At 52.8% G+C, this 16453-nt stretch carries 14 protein-coding genes; 5 read left to right on the forward strand and 9 right to left on the reverse strand.

The annotated features are described in order from the left end of the window. Positions 1–75 precede the first annotated feature (75 nt). The 4 genes from murI to aphA form a co-directional block, all read right to left on the reverse strand. Positions 76–939, reverse strand: a complete 864-nt coding sequence (gene murI / locus DCL27_RS16310) for a glutamate racemase (RefSeq protein ID WP_035600174.1) — start codon at positions 937–939, stop codon at positions 76–78. Continuing rightward, entirely contained in the window at positions 884–2734 is a 1851-nt protein-coding gene (gene btuB / locus DCL27_RS16315; RefSeq protein ID WP_035600181.1) for a TonB-dependent vitamin B12 receptor BtuB, read from the reverse strand. The genes murI and btuB overlap by 56 nt, the downstream gene beginning before the upstream one ends. A 313-nt stretch (positions 2735–3047) precedes the next feature. Next, a complete protein-coding gene (locus tag DCL27_RS16320; RefSeq protein ID WP_005297447.1) occupies positions 3048–3872 on the reverse strand; it encodes a 5'-nucleotidase, lipoprotein e(P4) family in 825 nt (274 codons plus the stop codon). Positions 3873–3899: 27 nt separating this feature from the next. Then, the gene (gene aphA, locus DCL27_RS16325; RefSeq protein ID WP_005280643.1) at positions 3900–4625 is read right to left on the reverse strand and encodes an acid phosphatase AphA; all 726 of its coding nucleotides are present in this window, start codon (positions 4623–4625) and stop codon (positions 3900–3902) included. A 237-nt stretch (positions 4626–4862) separates the two neighbouring features. Here aphA and DCL27_RS16330 point away from each other — a divergent pair, with 237 nt between their 5' ends. Next, positions 4863–5996, forward strand: a complete 1134-nt coding sequence (locus DCL27_RS16330; protein WP_035600183.1) for a porin — start codon at positions 4863–4865, stop codon at positions 5994–5996. A 500-nt stretch (positions 5997–6496) separates the two neighbouring features. Then, positions 6497–7597 carry a tRNA (uridine(54)-C5)-methyltransferase TrmA gene (trmA, locus tag DCL27_RS16335; protein ID WP_035599884.1) on the forward strand — a complete coding sequence of 367 codons (1101 nt, stop codon included), beginning with the start codon at positions 6497–6499 and terminating at the stop codon, positions 7595–7597. A gap of 51 nt (positions 7598–7648) precedes the next feature. Here trmA and DCL27_RS16340 read toward each other — a convergent pair whose 3' ends face one another. Together DCL27_RS16340 and fabR are read right to left on the reverse strand one after the other, a co-directional pair. After that, a complete protein-coding gene (locus DCL27_RS16340) occupies positions 7649–8044 on the reverse strand; it encodes a YijD family membrane protein (protein ID WP_035599882.1) in 396 nt (131 codons plus the stop codon). An 8-nt stretch (positions 8045–8052) separates the two neighbouring features. Next, positions 8053–8730 (reverse strand): HTH-type transcriptional repressor FabR, encoded by a 678-nt coding sequence (gene fabR, locus DCL27_RS16345; protein ID WP_005297440.1) that lies wholly within the window; start codon positions 8728–8730, stop codon positions 8053–8055. 250 nt (positions 8731–8980) lie between these two features. On the opposite strand from fabR, the gene sthA reads away from it, so the two are divergent. Beyond that, a complete protein-coding gene (sthA, locus tag DCL27_RS16350) occupies positions 8981–10381 on the forward strand; it encodes a Si-specific NAD(P)(+) transhydrogenase (RefSeq protein ID WP_228594450.1) in 1401 nt (466 codons plus the stop codon). On the opposite strand, the gene oxyR is transcribed toward sthA, so the two are convergent. Then, a complete protein-coding gene (gene oxyR / locus DCL27_RS16355; protein WP_005280624.1) occupies positions 10364–11287 on the reverse strand; it encodes a DNA-binding transcriptional regulator OxyR in 924 nt (307 codons plus the stop codon). The two genes, sthA and oxyR, sit on opposite strands and share 18 nt — an antisense overlap. A gap of 138 nt (positions 11288–11425) precedes the next feature. On the opposite strand from oxyR, the gene DCL27_RS16360 reads away from it, so the two are divergent. Next, a complete protein-coding gene (locus tag DCL27_RS16360; protein ID WP_035599879.1) occupies positions 11426–12154 on the forward strand; it encodes a glutathione peroxidase in 729 nt (242 codons plus the stop codon). Between the two features lie 94 nt (positions 12155–12248). Further along, positions 12249–13697, forward strand: coding sequence for a dihydrolipoyl dehydrogenase (locus DCL27_RS16365; protein WP_047060685.1), 1449 nt, complete (start codon positions 12249–12251; stop codon positions 13695–13697). Positions 13698–13775: 78 nt separating this feature from the next. On the opposite strand, the gene argH is transcribed toward DCL27_RS16365, so the two are convergent. Continuing rightward, on the reverse strand, positions 13776–15149 hold the full coding sequence (gene argH / locus DCL27_RS16370) for an argininosuccinate lyase (RefSeq protein ID WP_035596743.1): 1374 nt from the start codon (positions 15147–15149) through the stop codon (positions 13776–13778). Positions 15150–15227: 78 nt separating this feature from the next. Continuing rightward, positions 15228–16442, reverse strand: coding sequence for an argininosuccinate synthase (locus DCL27_RS16375; protein WP_035596740.1), 1215 nt, complete (start codon positions 16440–16442; stop codon positions 15228–15230). Positions 16443–16453 lie beyond the last annotated feature (11 nt).

The raw sequence follows: 16453 nt of genomic DNA on the forward strand, positions 1-16453 counted from the left end.
GCGAGGTGACAAGTCCTAATTTTAAAAAAATCGCGCGACAGGGCAACTTTTCAGCAACTCGGTATAAATCGCCGCTTATATGGACAATTCTTCGAGTGCATCGAAACCCTGCTGGCATAAAACGGGCAATAATGCCGCTGTTTGCGCATCACAATGCGTCGCATAGGCGACATTACGCCGATCAGTTCCAGTCAGAGTTGGCTGATTGGCAATCAGCCAAGCAACCCGACGCGCAATCGCGGCACCCGAATCGACCATCCGCGTTCCTACCGGTAATACTTGAGCCAATTCCGCACGTAACAACGGGAAATGGGTACAGCCTAGTACAACCGTATCCGGTGGCTCAGCCATGGTGAGCCATGGGCGCAAAATCGCACGCAGCCGTTGTAGTTCTACTGCCTCACCATGTAACTTAGCCTCGGCAATCTCGACCAACTCGGCCGAGCCTAACATCTTAATCTGGCAATCAGCCGCAAAACGAGCGACGAGTTCATGCGTGTAGGCACGTTGAACGGTGGCGCGCGTCGCCAATAGGCCGACGATCCCATTACGTGTCAGTTTCGCCGCAGGCTTGATAGCGGGAACCACACCCACGACCGGAAAAGAAAAACGCTCGCGCAATGCCGGTAATACAATGGTACTCGCTGTATTACACGCCACAACCATAGCCGATAGCGTATGACGCCGTTGAATCGCCTCAACGATCAGTAGCACCCGCTCGGTAATAAATGCAGCCTCTTTCTCCCCATAAGGGAAACCTTGGTTATCGAATGCATAGATATAGTGGAGATCCGGCAATAAGGCTTGGATCTCTTGATAAACGGAAAGCCCACCGACCCCAGAGTCGAACACCAGCACGGTGGGCTTGGCAGTGGCTACATCATCAGAAGGTGTAGCTACCGGAGAGATAATATTCCCGTCCTGCGGTTTGGTAGCCATAAGCGGTTTGGTAATTTTTATCCAGAAGATTACCAATTCTACCACGAACCGTCAGTTGAGATGTAACAGGATAAGAGGCCGAAACGTCCATCGTACTATAACTCGGAAGTTTTCCACCGGGAGCCGAGCTATCATTACGGCGGCCATAATATTGGTAGGCTAGATCCATCTCCAGCGACCCCATTGCCCAATCCAATTGATACTTACCTTGATGACGGGAACGGCGTGGCAATAGCTCGCCTGTCTTATCATCTCGAGGATCGATATATTGCAAAGTAATCCGATGACTCACTACCCAAGTATCAAAACTGCCGACCCACTCCACCCCCTTAATCGTCGCTGAGTCAATGTTAAGGTACTGCCCTTGTTGGGTATCAGGATCGCTAAAATAGGTGATCAGATTACGCACCTGATTACGATAAGCCGAAAGTTGCCAATCCAACGGACCACTCAACCCACTTAATCCCAGCTCCCATTGGCGAGACTCTTCTGGACGCAAGTCTGGGTTACTCTTGATATTCATCCGATCGGCACCGAACTGTTGCCCCAAAGAGGGTGACAGAAAACCGGTACCATAGGAGAGCGTCGCTCGGTAGCCAGAGGCAAACTCCCAACCAGCCGCGCTCTGCCAGGTACCATGCCAGCCAAATTGCTGATCATTATCCGCTCGTCCGGAGGCCTCGAGTGTCACGCTACCCACTTTGTGTTGGCCGCTCAGATAAAACCCTGTGTCGTAGCGCTGGTAATGTTGCTTCTTCTGGATATCCGATGAGATCAAGCGTTGCTGCTGCCAGTCGGCGCCGGCACTCAGCATACCGCTGTCGAAACGGTAGGTATTACCCCATTGCAGGTTATACTGGCGCAGATCATCCAGTGAACTCCCCTTACCATAGCGACCATAGACCGGACCGTAGTTATAGTCTTTAACACGCTGGTAAGCCGCGATTAACTGCGAAGCATAGACTCCAGACTGATAGCGCAGCCCCATATCATAGCTATGATTGTAAAGCTGACGCTGGGTACCACTACTCGCCTTACCATATTTCCCCGCATCGTAATCCGAGGCATCGCTATAGCCATGGCCACGGACAAAACCTGACCACGCTTGCGTAAAACGATGCTCGACCCCTCCCCATAGCACCTTATTACGGAAACCATCACGGTCACCGTCAGGTGCATAAGGGGAATCGGGCTTCACATTAAATCCTTCCGTCGATTGGAATGCACCAGCCAAGGAGAGTGTTGTATTCCCTAACTGCTGGCGTACCCCGGCATCATATTGCTGATAATGATTCGAACCAGTCCCGATCCCCAACCTCGCCCCCGGCTCCGCATCCAGTGTAATGATATTAATCACACCACCGATGGCCCCAGAACCGTAAACTGCCGAACGCGGCCCACGGATATATTCGATACGCTGCACCATGGCAATAGGGATCTTGTTCAATGCGGCAACATTACTGATCCCCGGGCGCGCCAGCGGAATACCGTCCAGCAGGATGAGAGCCTGCCGCGCTTCGCTACCACGCAGATAAAGCGTGGAGTTCTGACCTAACCCCCCATTTTGGGCGATGTCGACCCCCGGTAGACGGCGCATTACCTCATCGAGGCTCTTCGATTGCCAACGCTCGATCTCATCGCGCGTCACCACATCCATTGGAGCCAACACCGTCGATACGGGCTGGCTAAAACGGCTCGCGGTTACGACCATGTCACTCGACGCGGCCAGTGCAACGTTAGGCATAGCAACGACCGTAAGCGGCAACCACGCAATAACCGGATATTTGTTATTCATTATGATATGACCCTACTTTTCATCTCAGCGTAAAGGGTTGGCGCCCTGCCACCAACCCCAAAAAAAACGAGGCATTCTACCCGTCACACGCTAGTAGGGATACTCTCAAACGTATGCAATCTCGCCAACGATTGGCGTCATAATAGGGAAATAGAAGGGCAATGAGAGAATTATATGAGGCTCAACGCAATCAACATCATTTTCGACTAAAATAACGATTAATCAGTCGAGTTTTTAGTGACAAAAAAATGTGCTGGTGATAGCACATAATAGGTCATTAAAGGCGCCGAAATCGGCGCCCAGTACAGGAGGTTTACTGTGCCGACGGATGCCAAGCCGACAGGTTAGCATCACGGATCTTCAACTTCCCGGCGGCAGACTGTTGCCAATAACCCGGTGCCATTCCCCCCTCCCAATCACCATAAGAGGGATTGGGTAGAATAATAAACTGCGTACCGAATTTCTGGTGATTCTCCGCCACAAACCCCTTACGCTGCGCGTTAGCCTGGTGATAAGTCTCACCGGTAAAGTCATTCAGGTTATCGCCGACGAACAACACCGGGTAATAACCCATTTCGCTCACCCGCTTGAAACGAGCGACCTTGTTACTACCGCTGCTATCTTTTAGCAACAATGTCTGTGCGCTGATATCAGGAAAACCCTGAGCTTTCAGATTGGCCTCAGTGCTCGCTAAGCCCTGCTGAGTGCGGTTGGAGATATAGAAGACACGTCCACCATGATCGAGCACGAAGTGCGCAAAGGAAGCCGCGCCCGGTAGTGCCTTCGCCTGGCGTGCCTCTACCCACTTATCCCAATCCGCCTCGCTGAAACTGCGCGACTGTTTAATCTGCCATGCCGCATAGGGAGTGTTATCCAACATCGTTTCATCGATATCGACGATCACCGCCTTCTTACTCCCCTTCGGGGCCGGATTATTGAGAAATGCTGTTTTCGCTACATTGAACGCCTGCCAGGACAACGCCTGATACTCACCTGACTGCTGCATCCAGTTAACAGCCAGCGTTGCCTGAGATGACAGTTGCTGTTGTGCACTCTGCTGCGCATCCTTAGGATGGGCGGCGCAACCGGCCAACACCATCATGGCGGCGGCCAGACTCAATTTAAATGCATGCTTCATCATGTCCTCTTATCTTTATGCCGCCGATCAGTATTGGGAGTTAATGATTACTTTTTCACCAAATACACCATTTTTCGGCATCGGCTTATTAGTGGAGTTCAATGGACGTAATACACGGATACCTTCGGCCCCCGCTTTTCGCGCATCAAGGATATCGTTATCAGAATCACCATAGAACATAGTGATATGATGTTTCTGCATATATTCAACCTTCGCATCGGGCTTCGTCCCGGCGAAAATAACCTTATTCAGCTGATTATCCGGAATCTTAAAGTCATCTTTCAGCGTTTGCGTTAAATCTTCTTTCCCATTAGAGGGCATCGGCCGACCCGTAATAAAATAAACATGATCGCCACGTTTTAAATGCAACTCCATCAATGCACGACCTGAATCTTTCGGAATAGAGAAGCGATCCCAACCGCTACTGCTTACCTCATCCCAGAACGTTTGATTCTTCAAAAAGGCATTGCTATCCGGAGAGAATTTTTGCTTACCATAGAAAAATGCCGGGCTAGAGAAAAGTAACGTATCATCAATATCAAACCCGACACTAATCGGTGCCTTACCCTTCAGGCTCTCGGCAACTTGCTCAATAGAGATCCAATGAATAGGGTATTGCTGTGTCAACTGCGTCAATGTAGCCCCTAGATTGGGCTGGCTAGCGACCTCGGTAGCGAAAAGCGTCGGCGAGCAAAAGAGGCTAGATGTAGCGATAACCAAGGCTAACAACGATTTTTTTTTGCTTATAGACATAGCAGTAATCTCTGGTGATTTTTTGTGAAGAAGACCGAGTGGAGTTTTTAAAATTCTATCGATTCAAGCCTAATGATTAACGTGACCATGATCTCTGTTTAAAGATATTCATGATACAAATAGACTTAAATACGTGACATTCATCACAAAAATGTGCCCATTTTTTATATAATCATAAAAAAAGCAACACTCTTGCTACCTATTTTAATAACTTTATGTAATCACTTTCGGGAATCAATGATGAATAAGATCCGCTCGCTTATGGTATTATCAACCATAAGCTGCATGGGTATGTTACCGCTCATTTCACAGGCTGCTGAAATTTATAACAAGGATGGCAACCGGGTTTATTTAGATGGTTCATTTAAGGTCCGTCACTATTTCTCATCTGATAATCATATCGCGGGCGATCAATCTAAAGTTAAATTTACTCTACGCGGTGAAACCAAAATTAACGACTTGATGATTGGTTATGCCCGTTGGGAATATAACGTTAAATTAAATCAATCAGAAAGCACCTACCGTAATAGAAACACCACTCGTATCGGCTATGCCGGCGTCGGCTTCGGACAATACGGAAGTTTTGATTATGGTCGAAACTACGGCATCCTCAACGATATTAATGGCTGGACTGGTGCCCCAGTACCTGTCTTCGGTGGACTATCCTATGATGGTATCGATAACTTTATGACTTATCGTACCAACAACGTCGCCACCTACCGCAACCGTAATATTTTTAATCTCGTCGAGGGATTAGACTTCGCCCTACAAGTCCAAGGTAAAAACGATGGCTGGAACGATCCGGAAAATCAGATTGGGCCATTGAGCAATAACCCTCGCGGCGTGGCTCACCAGAATGGTAATGGCGTCGGGACCTCCTTAGTCTATCACTTCACTAATGGTCTCAGTATCGGTAGCTCATACGCCAATTCAGCCCGAACGCTGGAGCAGCGTGAAGATCAGTTAGGTAAGCGCGCCACGGGATGGAACGTCGGTGCCAAATATGACAACCATAATGTGTATCTGGCTGCTATCTATGGCGAAGTCAAAAATATGCACTACATCGGTAAACAGGATGGCTTCGCTCCCAAGGCGCGTGGTTATGAGCTGTTAGCACAATACCAGTTCGACTGCGGCCTGAAACCCTCCATCGCTTACCTAAACGGGACGGCCAAGGATCTGAAGGGCGACGCAGGCAGCAACCAAACCTACGTCAAATATCTCGACCTAGCGACGACCTATGCCTTCAATAGAAATCTAGCGTTAATCCTCGAATATAAGATTAACCTATTGGATAACAACACATTCACCCGCAACAATCACATCAGTACTGATGATATTTTTGTCACTATGCTGAACTATCGTTTCTAACAAAAGCCCCGGCTGGCGAGTATCGACTCTCGCCAGCACTCTCCGCATCCCGATATTATCTCGCGTAGCCATGTAGTCATGTAGTCATGTAGTCATGTAGTCATGTAGTCATGTAGTCATGTAGTCATGTAGTCATGTAGTCATGTAGTCATGTAGTCATGTAGTCATGTAGTCATGTAGTCATGTAGTCATGTAGTCATGTAGTCATGTAGTCATGTAGTCATGTAGAGCGGTAATACAATGCGTGGCGGAAGGCAATGCCGTTCCCCCCCAAAACCAGCATCACTCTGGCCACCCCGCCTGGCAGACGGCTAATGGAAAAGCCCATCTGGGGCTGGACATCATGCGTCCATCGCCTACAATCCCAGCTTTTAGGATACCTGTCGCCATTCAAGCGCATTCCGCCTTCAGAGTGCAGCGTGTCAGTACTACCCTGTCGCGGACAAACATCCGCAGCGGCGTAAACACGCTGCCTGAACCCCATGCCGATGAGAACCGATATGACACCAAGCATGCTGCCAACCGAACACTATGATGAACAGCTCCAGGAAAAGATCCACCGTTTGGCGCAGATGATGCAGCCCTTCGGCGCCCCCGCCGTTCAGGCTTTTCGCTCCCCGGCTAGCCACTACCGGATGCGTGCAGAATTCCGTATCTGGCATGAGGGTGACGATCTATACCACATCATGTTTGACGCTCAGACTAAACGACGTATCCGCGTCGATCAGTTCCCTGCGGCTAGCGAGCTAATCAACCGACTGATGCCCTTGCTGATCGATGCCCTACGCCCTAATCCGACGTTGCGCCACAAGTTGTTCCAGATCGATTATCTCTCGACGCGTAGCAATCAAGCCATCATCTCGCTGCTCTACCATCGCCCGCTGGATGACGCCTGGCGCCACGCTGCACAGACGCTACGTAACCAGCTACAAGCTCAAGGGTATGATGTTCAACTGATCGGACGCGCCAGTAAAACCAAAATCTGTCTCGATCGAGATTGGGTCGATGAGGTCCTGCCGATCGCTGGACGCGACATGATCTACCGTCAGGTGGAGAATAGCTTCACCCAGCCCAACGCGGCGATCAACATCCAGATGTTAGAGTGGGCGCTGGATGCAACCCAGGATGCGCGTGGCGACTTACTGGAGCTGTATTGTGGTAATGGTAATTTCTCCCTGGCGCTGGCACGTAACTTCCGCCGCGTCCTCGCCACGGAGATCGCCAAGCCCTCTGTGGCCGCCGCACAATACAACATTGCCGCCAATCAGATAGACAACGTTCAGATCATTCGTATGTCGGCCGAAGAGTTTACCCAGGCAATGCAAGGCGTTCGTGCCTTCAACCGGTTGCAAGGTATCGATCTACACAGCTATGCCTGCAATACCATCTTCGTCGACCCGCCACGTAGCGGCCTAGACGCAGAGACGCTCAACATGGTGCAAGGCTATCCTCAGATCTTATACATCTCCTGTAATCCTGAGACATTGTGCGCCAATCTCCAGACTCTCAGTCAGAGCCATCGCATGACACGCCTGGCACTGTTTGACCAGTTTCCCTATACCCACCACATGGAGTGCGGCGTACTGCTTGAGCGCCGTTAAGTTCAAAAAAAATCGGGCAGCCAATAGGCTGCCCGAGTCGTTGTTACCGATTCAGAGACCTTTATCGTCATCATCCTCATCATCCCGCTCCTGCACGATACGATCGCGCTGTTTCTTGATGCGTACGCCGATCCACAACACCAGCACCACGCACAGCAAGGAGGGGAGAAAATTGGAACCGATAGCCGGATACTCGACACGAATCAAGGTGCTATAAAACAGCAGACCGAGTAAGAAGCAAGACGAGGAGAGCATCGGCATGCCTTCCGGCATGGCAACGTTGAGATAACGTTGGTGCAGGCAATAGGCGGAGAGCACCAAGGCCAACAGTGGAAAAATAGAAAAAGGCACCACGCTGCTAAACAGCGCAGAGAATGAGCCGCTAATGGATAAGCCTGCCACGGTAGACAGGATCAGCGTTCCTATATCAAGACGACGTTTACTCATCTCCTCCCCTATGACTTATGATGGTGAATGCTACCTTCGGCACCTTCGGCGAGCTGTAGCTGCGCCAGATGTGCCTTTTCCTGCTCACGACGATACCAGTAGTACACCCCTTTAGAAATCATCCGCAGCTGTAGCACTAGGCGCTCTTCTAGCTGGCGTCGTTGCTCGTTATCGATATCTAACGCCTCAGCACCCGCGCTAAACACAATGGTAACCATTGCCTCGGCCTGTGCTTCGGTAAAACTGCGCGGCATGTGGTTTTCGATTTCCAGATAATCGGCAAGTTCCGCAATAAAATGCTGAATTTCACGTTGAACCGCCGCACGAAATGCAGCAGAGGTCCCTGAGCGCTCACGTAACAAGAGACGAAACGCATTCGGATTATTGCCGATAAACTCCATGAAGGTCGCAACCGAGGTGCGGATCACACTGCCGCCCTTGGCGATTCGCTGACGTGCCTGGCGCATCAACTGGCGCAACATCAAGCCGCTCTCATCCACCATGGTCAAACCCAACTCATCCACATCGCGGAAATGACGGTAAAATGAGGTCGGCGCGATCCCCGCCTCACGTGACACTTCTCGCAGGCTCAGACTCGCGAAACTGCGCTCGGCACTAAGCTGATTAAATGCCGCCTCGATGAGGGAACGGCGGGTCCGTTCTTTTTGTTGTGCCCTAACGCCCATAGGTTTACCCGTTACTCTCTTCATATCTGGCCTTCCGGCAGGCACGCCGTGTGTCCCACCATCGTCTCACTATATCAAACTTAGCTACACCACGCTGGATTAACCATCGCCTCGATCCTCGGCGAGGCTATTCCATCATTACCTACTAATCATAAATATTTCTTATATAAATAATGAGGATGATTGGGCTACATAGTATTCCATGTTAAGATGCCGTTGTGGTTTTGTATAAAAAAAGGCCTACTCTAACATGCAACAGCATTTCCGTTTTGACGCCATTGTGATTGGTTCAGGCTCCGGAGGTGAAGGCGCCGCCATGGGATTGGTTAAACAAGGGGCGCGCGTTGCCGTGATCGAACGGCAATTCAGCGTCGGTGGAGGATGTACCCACTGGGGCACCATCCCTTCAAAAGCCCTACGTCATGCAGTAAGTCGTATCATTGAGTTTAACCAAAACCCGCTTTACAGCGACAATACCCGCCTAATCAGTGCCACTTTCCCCGATATCCTACGTCACGCCGATAGCGTAATTAATCAACAAACCCGCATGCGCCAGGGGTTTTATGAACGTAATCATTGCCAACTATTCTACGGCCAAGCGCGATTTATCGATGCGCATACGCTAAGCGTGACCTATGCGGATGGTAGCAGCGACACACTCACGGCGGATAACATCGTCATCGCTTGCGGCTCGCGCCCCTATCACCCGCAAGAGATCGATTTCAGCCACCCCCGCATCTACGACAGTGACTCCATCCTTAATCTCCATCACGAACCTAGCCATATCATCATCTATGGCGCCGGCGTAATCGGTTGTGAGTATGCCTCGATCTTCCGTGGCCTCAACGTCAAAGTCGATCTGATTAATACCCGCGATCGCCTCCTCTCTTTCTTGGATCAGGAGATGTCAGACTCGCTCTCCTATCACTTCTGGAATAACGGCGTAGTCATCCGCCACAACGAGGAGTTTGAACAAATTGAGGGGCTGGATGATGGGGTGATCGTTCACCTGCGATCCGGCAAAAAGGTGAAGGCAGACTGCCTGTTGTTCGCTAACGGTCGTACCGGGAATACCGACGGGCTACAGCTAGAGGCGGTCGGATTATCCGCCGATAAACGCGGTCAACTCAACGTGAACGCCCGTTACCAGACCGACGTACCGCATATTTATGCCGTCGGGGATGTCATCGGCTATCCTAGCCTAGCCTCGGCCGCCTATGACCAAGGACGTATCGCCGCCCAAGTCATTACTCGCGGTCAAGCGCATACCCATCTTATCGAAGATATCCCTACCGGGATCTACACCATTCCAGAGATCAGCTCCGTCGGTAAAACGGAACAGGAGCTGACGGCGATGAAGATCCCCTATGAGGTCGGTCGCTCGCAGTTTAAGCATCTGGCTCGCGCACAGATAGCGGGGATGAATGTCGGTGGGTTAAAAATCCTGTTCCATCGTGATACTAAGCAGATTCTAGGCATTCACTGCTTTGGTGAGCGCGCCGCCGAGATTATCCACATCGGCCAAGCGATCATGGAACAGAAGGGGGAAGGCAATACTATCGAATATTTCGTCAATACTACCTTCAACTACCCGACCATGGCCGAAGCCTATCGCGTCGCGGCACTAAACGGGTTAAACCGCCTGTTTTAATGCTTCACGCTGGTTCATCACCTCTTGCATATGCTCGCGGATCGCCTCCGCGAGCTGTTCATAGCGCGCGCGTAAAGGTGAACCAGGACGATAGACCAGAGCGATAGTTCGCTTCGGTTCCGGCTTATAACAGGGGAGATAACTCACTCCATCACGCTGCCGCTCGATGGGCACCGCCAGATCGGGCAAGAGTGTGATACCACTGCCGGCAGCCACCATATTACGCAGTGTCTCCAGACTGGTAGCCCGGAAGTGGGTATCCTCATCGGCACCGGCCTCAAAACAGAAGCCCATCGCCTGATCGCGCAAACAGTGACCATCCTCCAACATCAACAGATGTTCCCCCGCCAACTCCGGCATCGCGATACGCTCTTTCCTCGCCCAAGGGTGATCGCTATACACCGCCAGCGTCATCGGCTCATCAAATAGCGGGATCTCGATAAACGCCTCTGTCTCCTTGACCAAGGCCAGGATGGCACAATCCAGCTTACCGCTATCTAACTGCGCCAGTAGTTGAGCAGTCTGAGCCTCATGCAGATACATCTCTAATTTAGGGAAGGCCTGGTGTAGCATGGGGATGATCTGCGGCAACAGGTAGGGTCCAACCGTCGGGATCAACCCAATGTGTAACGGACCGGACATCGCCTCACCCTGCTGACTGGCCATCTCCTTCAGCACCTTGACCTCGCGCAACACGGTACGTGCCTGCTCGACCAACAGTAGACCTGCCTGCGTAAACAATACCTTACGACTGGTCCGTTCCAACAGCATGACCCCAAGCTCATCTTCTAGCTTACGGATTTGACCGCTTAACGTTGGCTGGCTGACATGGCACGAATCAGCCGCCCGTCGAAAGTGGCGATGCTCTGCCAACGCCACCAGATACTCCAAATCCCGGATATTCATGTTTCCCCCGCAACAGATAGCAAGCACCGATGAATAAGATAGCAATGAACGATTAGAACTATCAAGAGGGAGTCTCAATAATGAATGATAAGTAACAGGCCATAACGTCGTTTTGTTTCCGAGAAAAGGTTGTCATGCATGTTTAGCAGTCAAGAAGGCAGAAGAGTCCCACAGGTTACCTTTCATACTCATCAAGGTGATCAATGGATCGAAGTGACCAGCGATGAACTGTTCCGTGACCAACGCGTCATCGTTTTTTCATTGCCGGGAGCATTCACACCAACTTGCTCTTCAAGCCACTTACCACGCTACAACGAATTGGCGCCTATCTTCCAGCAGTATGGTATAGACCGCATTCTCTGCGTATCCGTCAACGATGCTTTCGTCATGGAAGCATGGAAAGAGGCGCAGAAGGCCGAGCATGTGACGTTCTTGCCGGACGGAGAGGGCCACTTTACCCGTGGCATGAACATGATGGTCGAGAAGTCCGAACAAAGCTTCGGTCCGCGCGCCTGGCGTTACTCCATGTTGGTCTGTGACGGCGTGATAGAGAAAATGTTCATCGAGCCTGATACCTTGGACGATCCCTTCCAGGTTTCCGACGCCGATACGATGCTGAACTACCTCGCACCGGAACATCAACTACAGCCCTCGATTGCACTCTTCACAAAACCCGATTGCCCTTACTGCGCCAAGGCAAAGCAGTTACTCCGCGATAGAGGCCTTCAATATGAAGAGATCTCCCTAGGTCGAGACGCAACACTGGTCAGCCTGCGCGCCGTCACGGGGCGAGCGACGGTTCCACAAGTCTTTATCGGCGGCCGACATATTGGCGGCAGCGATGATTTGGAGCATTACCTGCAATAGGCTTAATAACGATAGAGCCATCCATGGCTCATGAAAGCCAACACATTGGCGGGGCTTGCCCCGCCTTTTTTTTCTGCGCATGAGGAATCACACGATGAAAGAATTACATGTCGATGTGGCCGTTATCGGCGGTGGCACCGCCGGTTTGGGCGCCTACCGTGCCGCCAAGCGCCATACTCCACATGTCGTCATGATCGAAGGCGGCCCCTTTGGCACCACCTGTGCCCGCGTAGGCTGCATGCCCTCAAAATTGCTGATCGCGGCGGCGGAAGCGGCTCATCAGATAGCCCGAGCTCCCGCCTTTGGAGTCCATCCACAAGGCGAGATCCATATCGATGGCCGGGCGGTAATGGATCGCGTCAAGCGTGAACGCGATCGCTTCGTGGGCTTTGTAATGGAAGGAGTCGAGAGTATCCCCGCCGAAGATAAGATCATGGGCTATGCCCGCTTCCTCGATGAGCATACCCTACAGGTTGATGACCACACTCGCCTCCACGCACAACGCATCGTGATCGCCACTGGTTCACGCCCGACTTGGCCTACGGATTGGAACGCGCTGGGCGATCGCTTGATCGTCAACGACGATCTGTTCGCCTGGGATACCCTGCCACGCGCCGTTGCCGTCTTCGGCCCGGGTGTTATTGGCCTCGAACTGGGACAGGCCTTGCACCGCTTAGGCGTAGAGATCAAAGTATTCGGTATCGGTGGAGCGGTAGGGCCGCTGACAGACGATGCGGTGCGCCGCTATGCGGCCACAACATTGAGCGAGGCGTTCTATCTCGATCCTGATGTAGATATCGAGATGATGCAGCGCGAGGGCGATCAGGTGTGTATCCGCTATCGCGATCGCAACGGCCAGATGCAAACGTGCCGAGTAGACTATGTATTAGCCGCCACCGGACGACGCCCTAATGTCGATAACCTCGGCTTAGAGAATACCCGTCTACAACGAGATGCACGCGGTGTTCCCATAGCTGACCCGCTAACCATGCAGACCAGCGCCGCACATATCTTCATCGCCGGCGACGCCAGCAACCAATTACCCTTGTTGCATGAGGCCAGCGACCAAGCCCGGATCGCCGGTGACAATGCCGGTCGCTACCCGCAAATCCGCCCCGGCCTGCGCCGTAGCCCGCTTTCGGTGGTCTTTTCCGATCCGCAGATCGCCATGGTCGGTGCTACGTTCCGTGAGCTGAACGAAAAATATGGTGCCTGCGGTTGCTTCGCCGTCGGCGAAGTCTCCTTTGAGGATCAGGGCCGTTCCCGCGTGATGCTACGTAACCAAGGGTTGTTACACGTATACGGCGAGCAAGGCAGTGGTCGTTTCCTTGGGGCCGAGATGATTGGCCCGGATGCAGAGCACCTCGCCCATCTGCTCGCCTGGGCCCACCAGCAGCAACTGACTATCGACCAGATGTTGGATATGCCGTTCTACCATCCGGTGATCGAAGAGGGGCTGCGTACCGCCCTGCGCGACCTGCAAAGCCAACTACACCTCGGTGATGACGAGATCGAACGCTGCCTACGTTGCCCCGGAGAGTAGTGAGTTCAGGATAAAGATCCACCGCCTCAATGATCGAGCGGCACCCTCAGGAGCCGCTCATTCTCACGACACGGAGTCTCACCCTAAACGGCGCTGTGCCTCGGCAATGGCTTGCGCCACCTGCTGTGGTGCCACGCCACCACGGGCGCAACGCTTAGCCAGACACGACGCCAACGCTAACGTTGCATAAACATCCTCGCCGATGACCGGGCTAAAGGCTTGCAGCGTCGCCAGCGGCAAGGCCTCCAACGGTTTACCCTGCGCCAGGGCCGCCACCACCACCTCACCGACGATATGATGTGCCTCACGGAATGGCACCCCCTTGGCGACTAAGTAATCTGCCAGCTCCGTGGCATTCGCATAACCTTGCTGCGCCGCCTCGGTACAACGCGGACGTTTTACCTGCAGATCGACTAACACCAAGCCCGCCATATGCAGACAGTCGAGCCAAGTATCGAGGGCATCAAACAATCCTTCCTTGTCCTCCTGCATATCTTTGTTATAAGCCAAGGGTAAGCCTTTTAGGGTCATCATCATGCCGCTCAACGCACCCTGCACCCGACCACATTTCCCCCGGATCAACTCCAAAGCATCGGGATTCTTCTTCTGTGGCATCAGCGACGAGCCGGAAGTCACCCGATCCGACAGCTCGATGAAGCCAGCCTCACCACTGTTAAAGAAGATCAGATCTTCCGCAAAGCGCGACAGATGTACCATGCTGATGGCCGCGGTAGATAGCAACTCGAGGACATGATCACGATCGGAGACACTGTCCAGGCTATTACGCGTCGCCGCCGCGAACCCTAACCAGCCCGCCAACTGCTCACGATCGATGGGATAAGCGGTACCAGCCAAAGCCCCGCACCCCAATGGGCTGCTATCTAAGCGGCGCAACGCATCCGCCAACCGACTTTCGTCACGCGCCAGCATCTCCACATAGGCCAGACACCAGTGTGCAAAGGTGATCGGCTGGGCACGCTGCAAATGGGTATAACCCGGCATCACTGCATCCTGATGTTGCTCCGCGCAGCTGATCAACGCCTGCTGTAGCGCCTGCAATGCCTGACACAACAGCGCCCCCTGCGCCTTGCACCACAGTTTAAGATCGGTCGCGACCTGATCGTTACGACTGCGACCGGTATGCAGCTTCTTCCCGAGATCACCGACTTTCCCGATCAGTTGCTGCTCCACCCAACTGTGAATATCCTCGGCATCACTGTGTAGCATCGTCTGTGGCTCGGCGCGCACCTCCTCTAACAGGGCTGCCAGCGCCTGGGCCAATGTCTGCTGCTCTTGCTGCGTCAACACGCCGACATCGACCAACGCTCGTGACCACGCCAGGGAGCCGATGATATCTTGCTCTGCTAAACGATAATCGAAACGCAAAGAGTCATTGAATTGTTTAAACCGTTGATCTGCTGCTTGGCTAAAACGCCCACCCCAAAGTGCCATCGTGCCTGCTCCGTACTGTGAATACCTCATCGACGGGCCACCCTTTGGCCCACCTATGACCTCGCTGGCTCGCGCCGATTATTTGGCGCTGTTCAACGCCCGAATACGCGATGACAGAGAGAATAAGCGGATAAAACCGCCAGCATGGCTGTGATCGTAAACGTCATCCTCACCGAAGGTTGCAAAGGCTTCGTTATACAAGCTGTTAGCCGATTTCTTCTGGATCGCCGTCGCCTGACCTTTATATAGCTTAATCACTACCTCACCGCTGACCGCCTCGGCCAAGGCGTCAGCCGCTGCCTGTAACGACTGGCGTAACGGAGCGAACCAACGCCCGTCATACACGACATAAGACATCTCCTGGCCCAACTTCTCACGCCACTGGAAGCTATCGCGATCCAAAACCAGTTGCTCCACACCGCGTAGCGCCGCCATCATGATGGTGCCCCCGGGGGTTTCATAGCAGCCGCGTGACTTGATACCGACCAGACGGTTTTCCACGATATCGATACGTCCCACACCATGACGAGCACCGATCTCGTTCAGCGTCTGCAAGCAGCCGAAGGGGGTCATCATCACACCATTGACCGACACCACCTCGCCCCGCTCGACACCGACGGTGACCAACTCTGGCTGATCCGGTGCCTCCTCCGGCGCCGTGGTCCAGACCCAGCAATCCTGATTCGCGGCATTCCACGGGCTCTCCAACACCCCACCTTCGGTAGAAATGTGCCAGGCGTTAGCGTCACGGCTGTAGATCTTCTCCAGAGTAGCCGTCGTCGGAATGTCGCGCACCTTCAGATAATCGAGCAGAGCCTCACGCGAACGCAGATCCCACTCACGCCACGGCGCCACCACCTGCAGTTGCGGCGCGAGCGCGGTATAGGTCGTCTCGAAGCGTACCTGATCATTACCCTTACCGGTCGCACCGTGGCACAGTGCATCGGCGCCGAGCTCCAGGGCCAACTCGACCTGAGCTTTAGCGATCAACGGGCGAGCCATTGAGGTTCCCAGCAGATAGCTCCCTTCATACAACGCGCCACTCTTCAGTACCGGATAAACATACTCCTTGATGAAGGTTTCACGCAGATCCACCACATAGCAGGCCGAGGCGCCAGAACGCAGCGCCTTCTGCTCGATGCCCACCAGATCCTCACGCTCCTGGCCGATATCCGCGACGAAGGCGATGACCTCGCACTCCCCGTAGTTCTCTTTTAGCCACGGGATAATGGCGGAGGTATCTAAACCACCGGAATAAGCCAGAACGATTTTGCTAATAGTTGGGGTTGCCATAGTTATTTTCC

It is taken from the genome of Edwardsiella tarda ATCC 15947 = NBRC 105688 (genome assembly GCF_003113495.2).
Lineage (GTDB): Bacteria > Pseudomonadota > Gammaproteobacteria > Enterobacterales > Enterobacteriaceae > Edwardsiella > Edwardsiella tarda.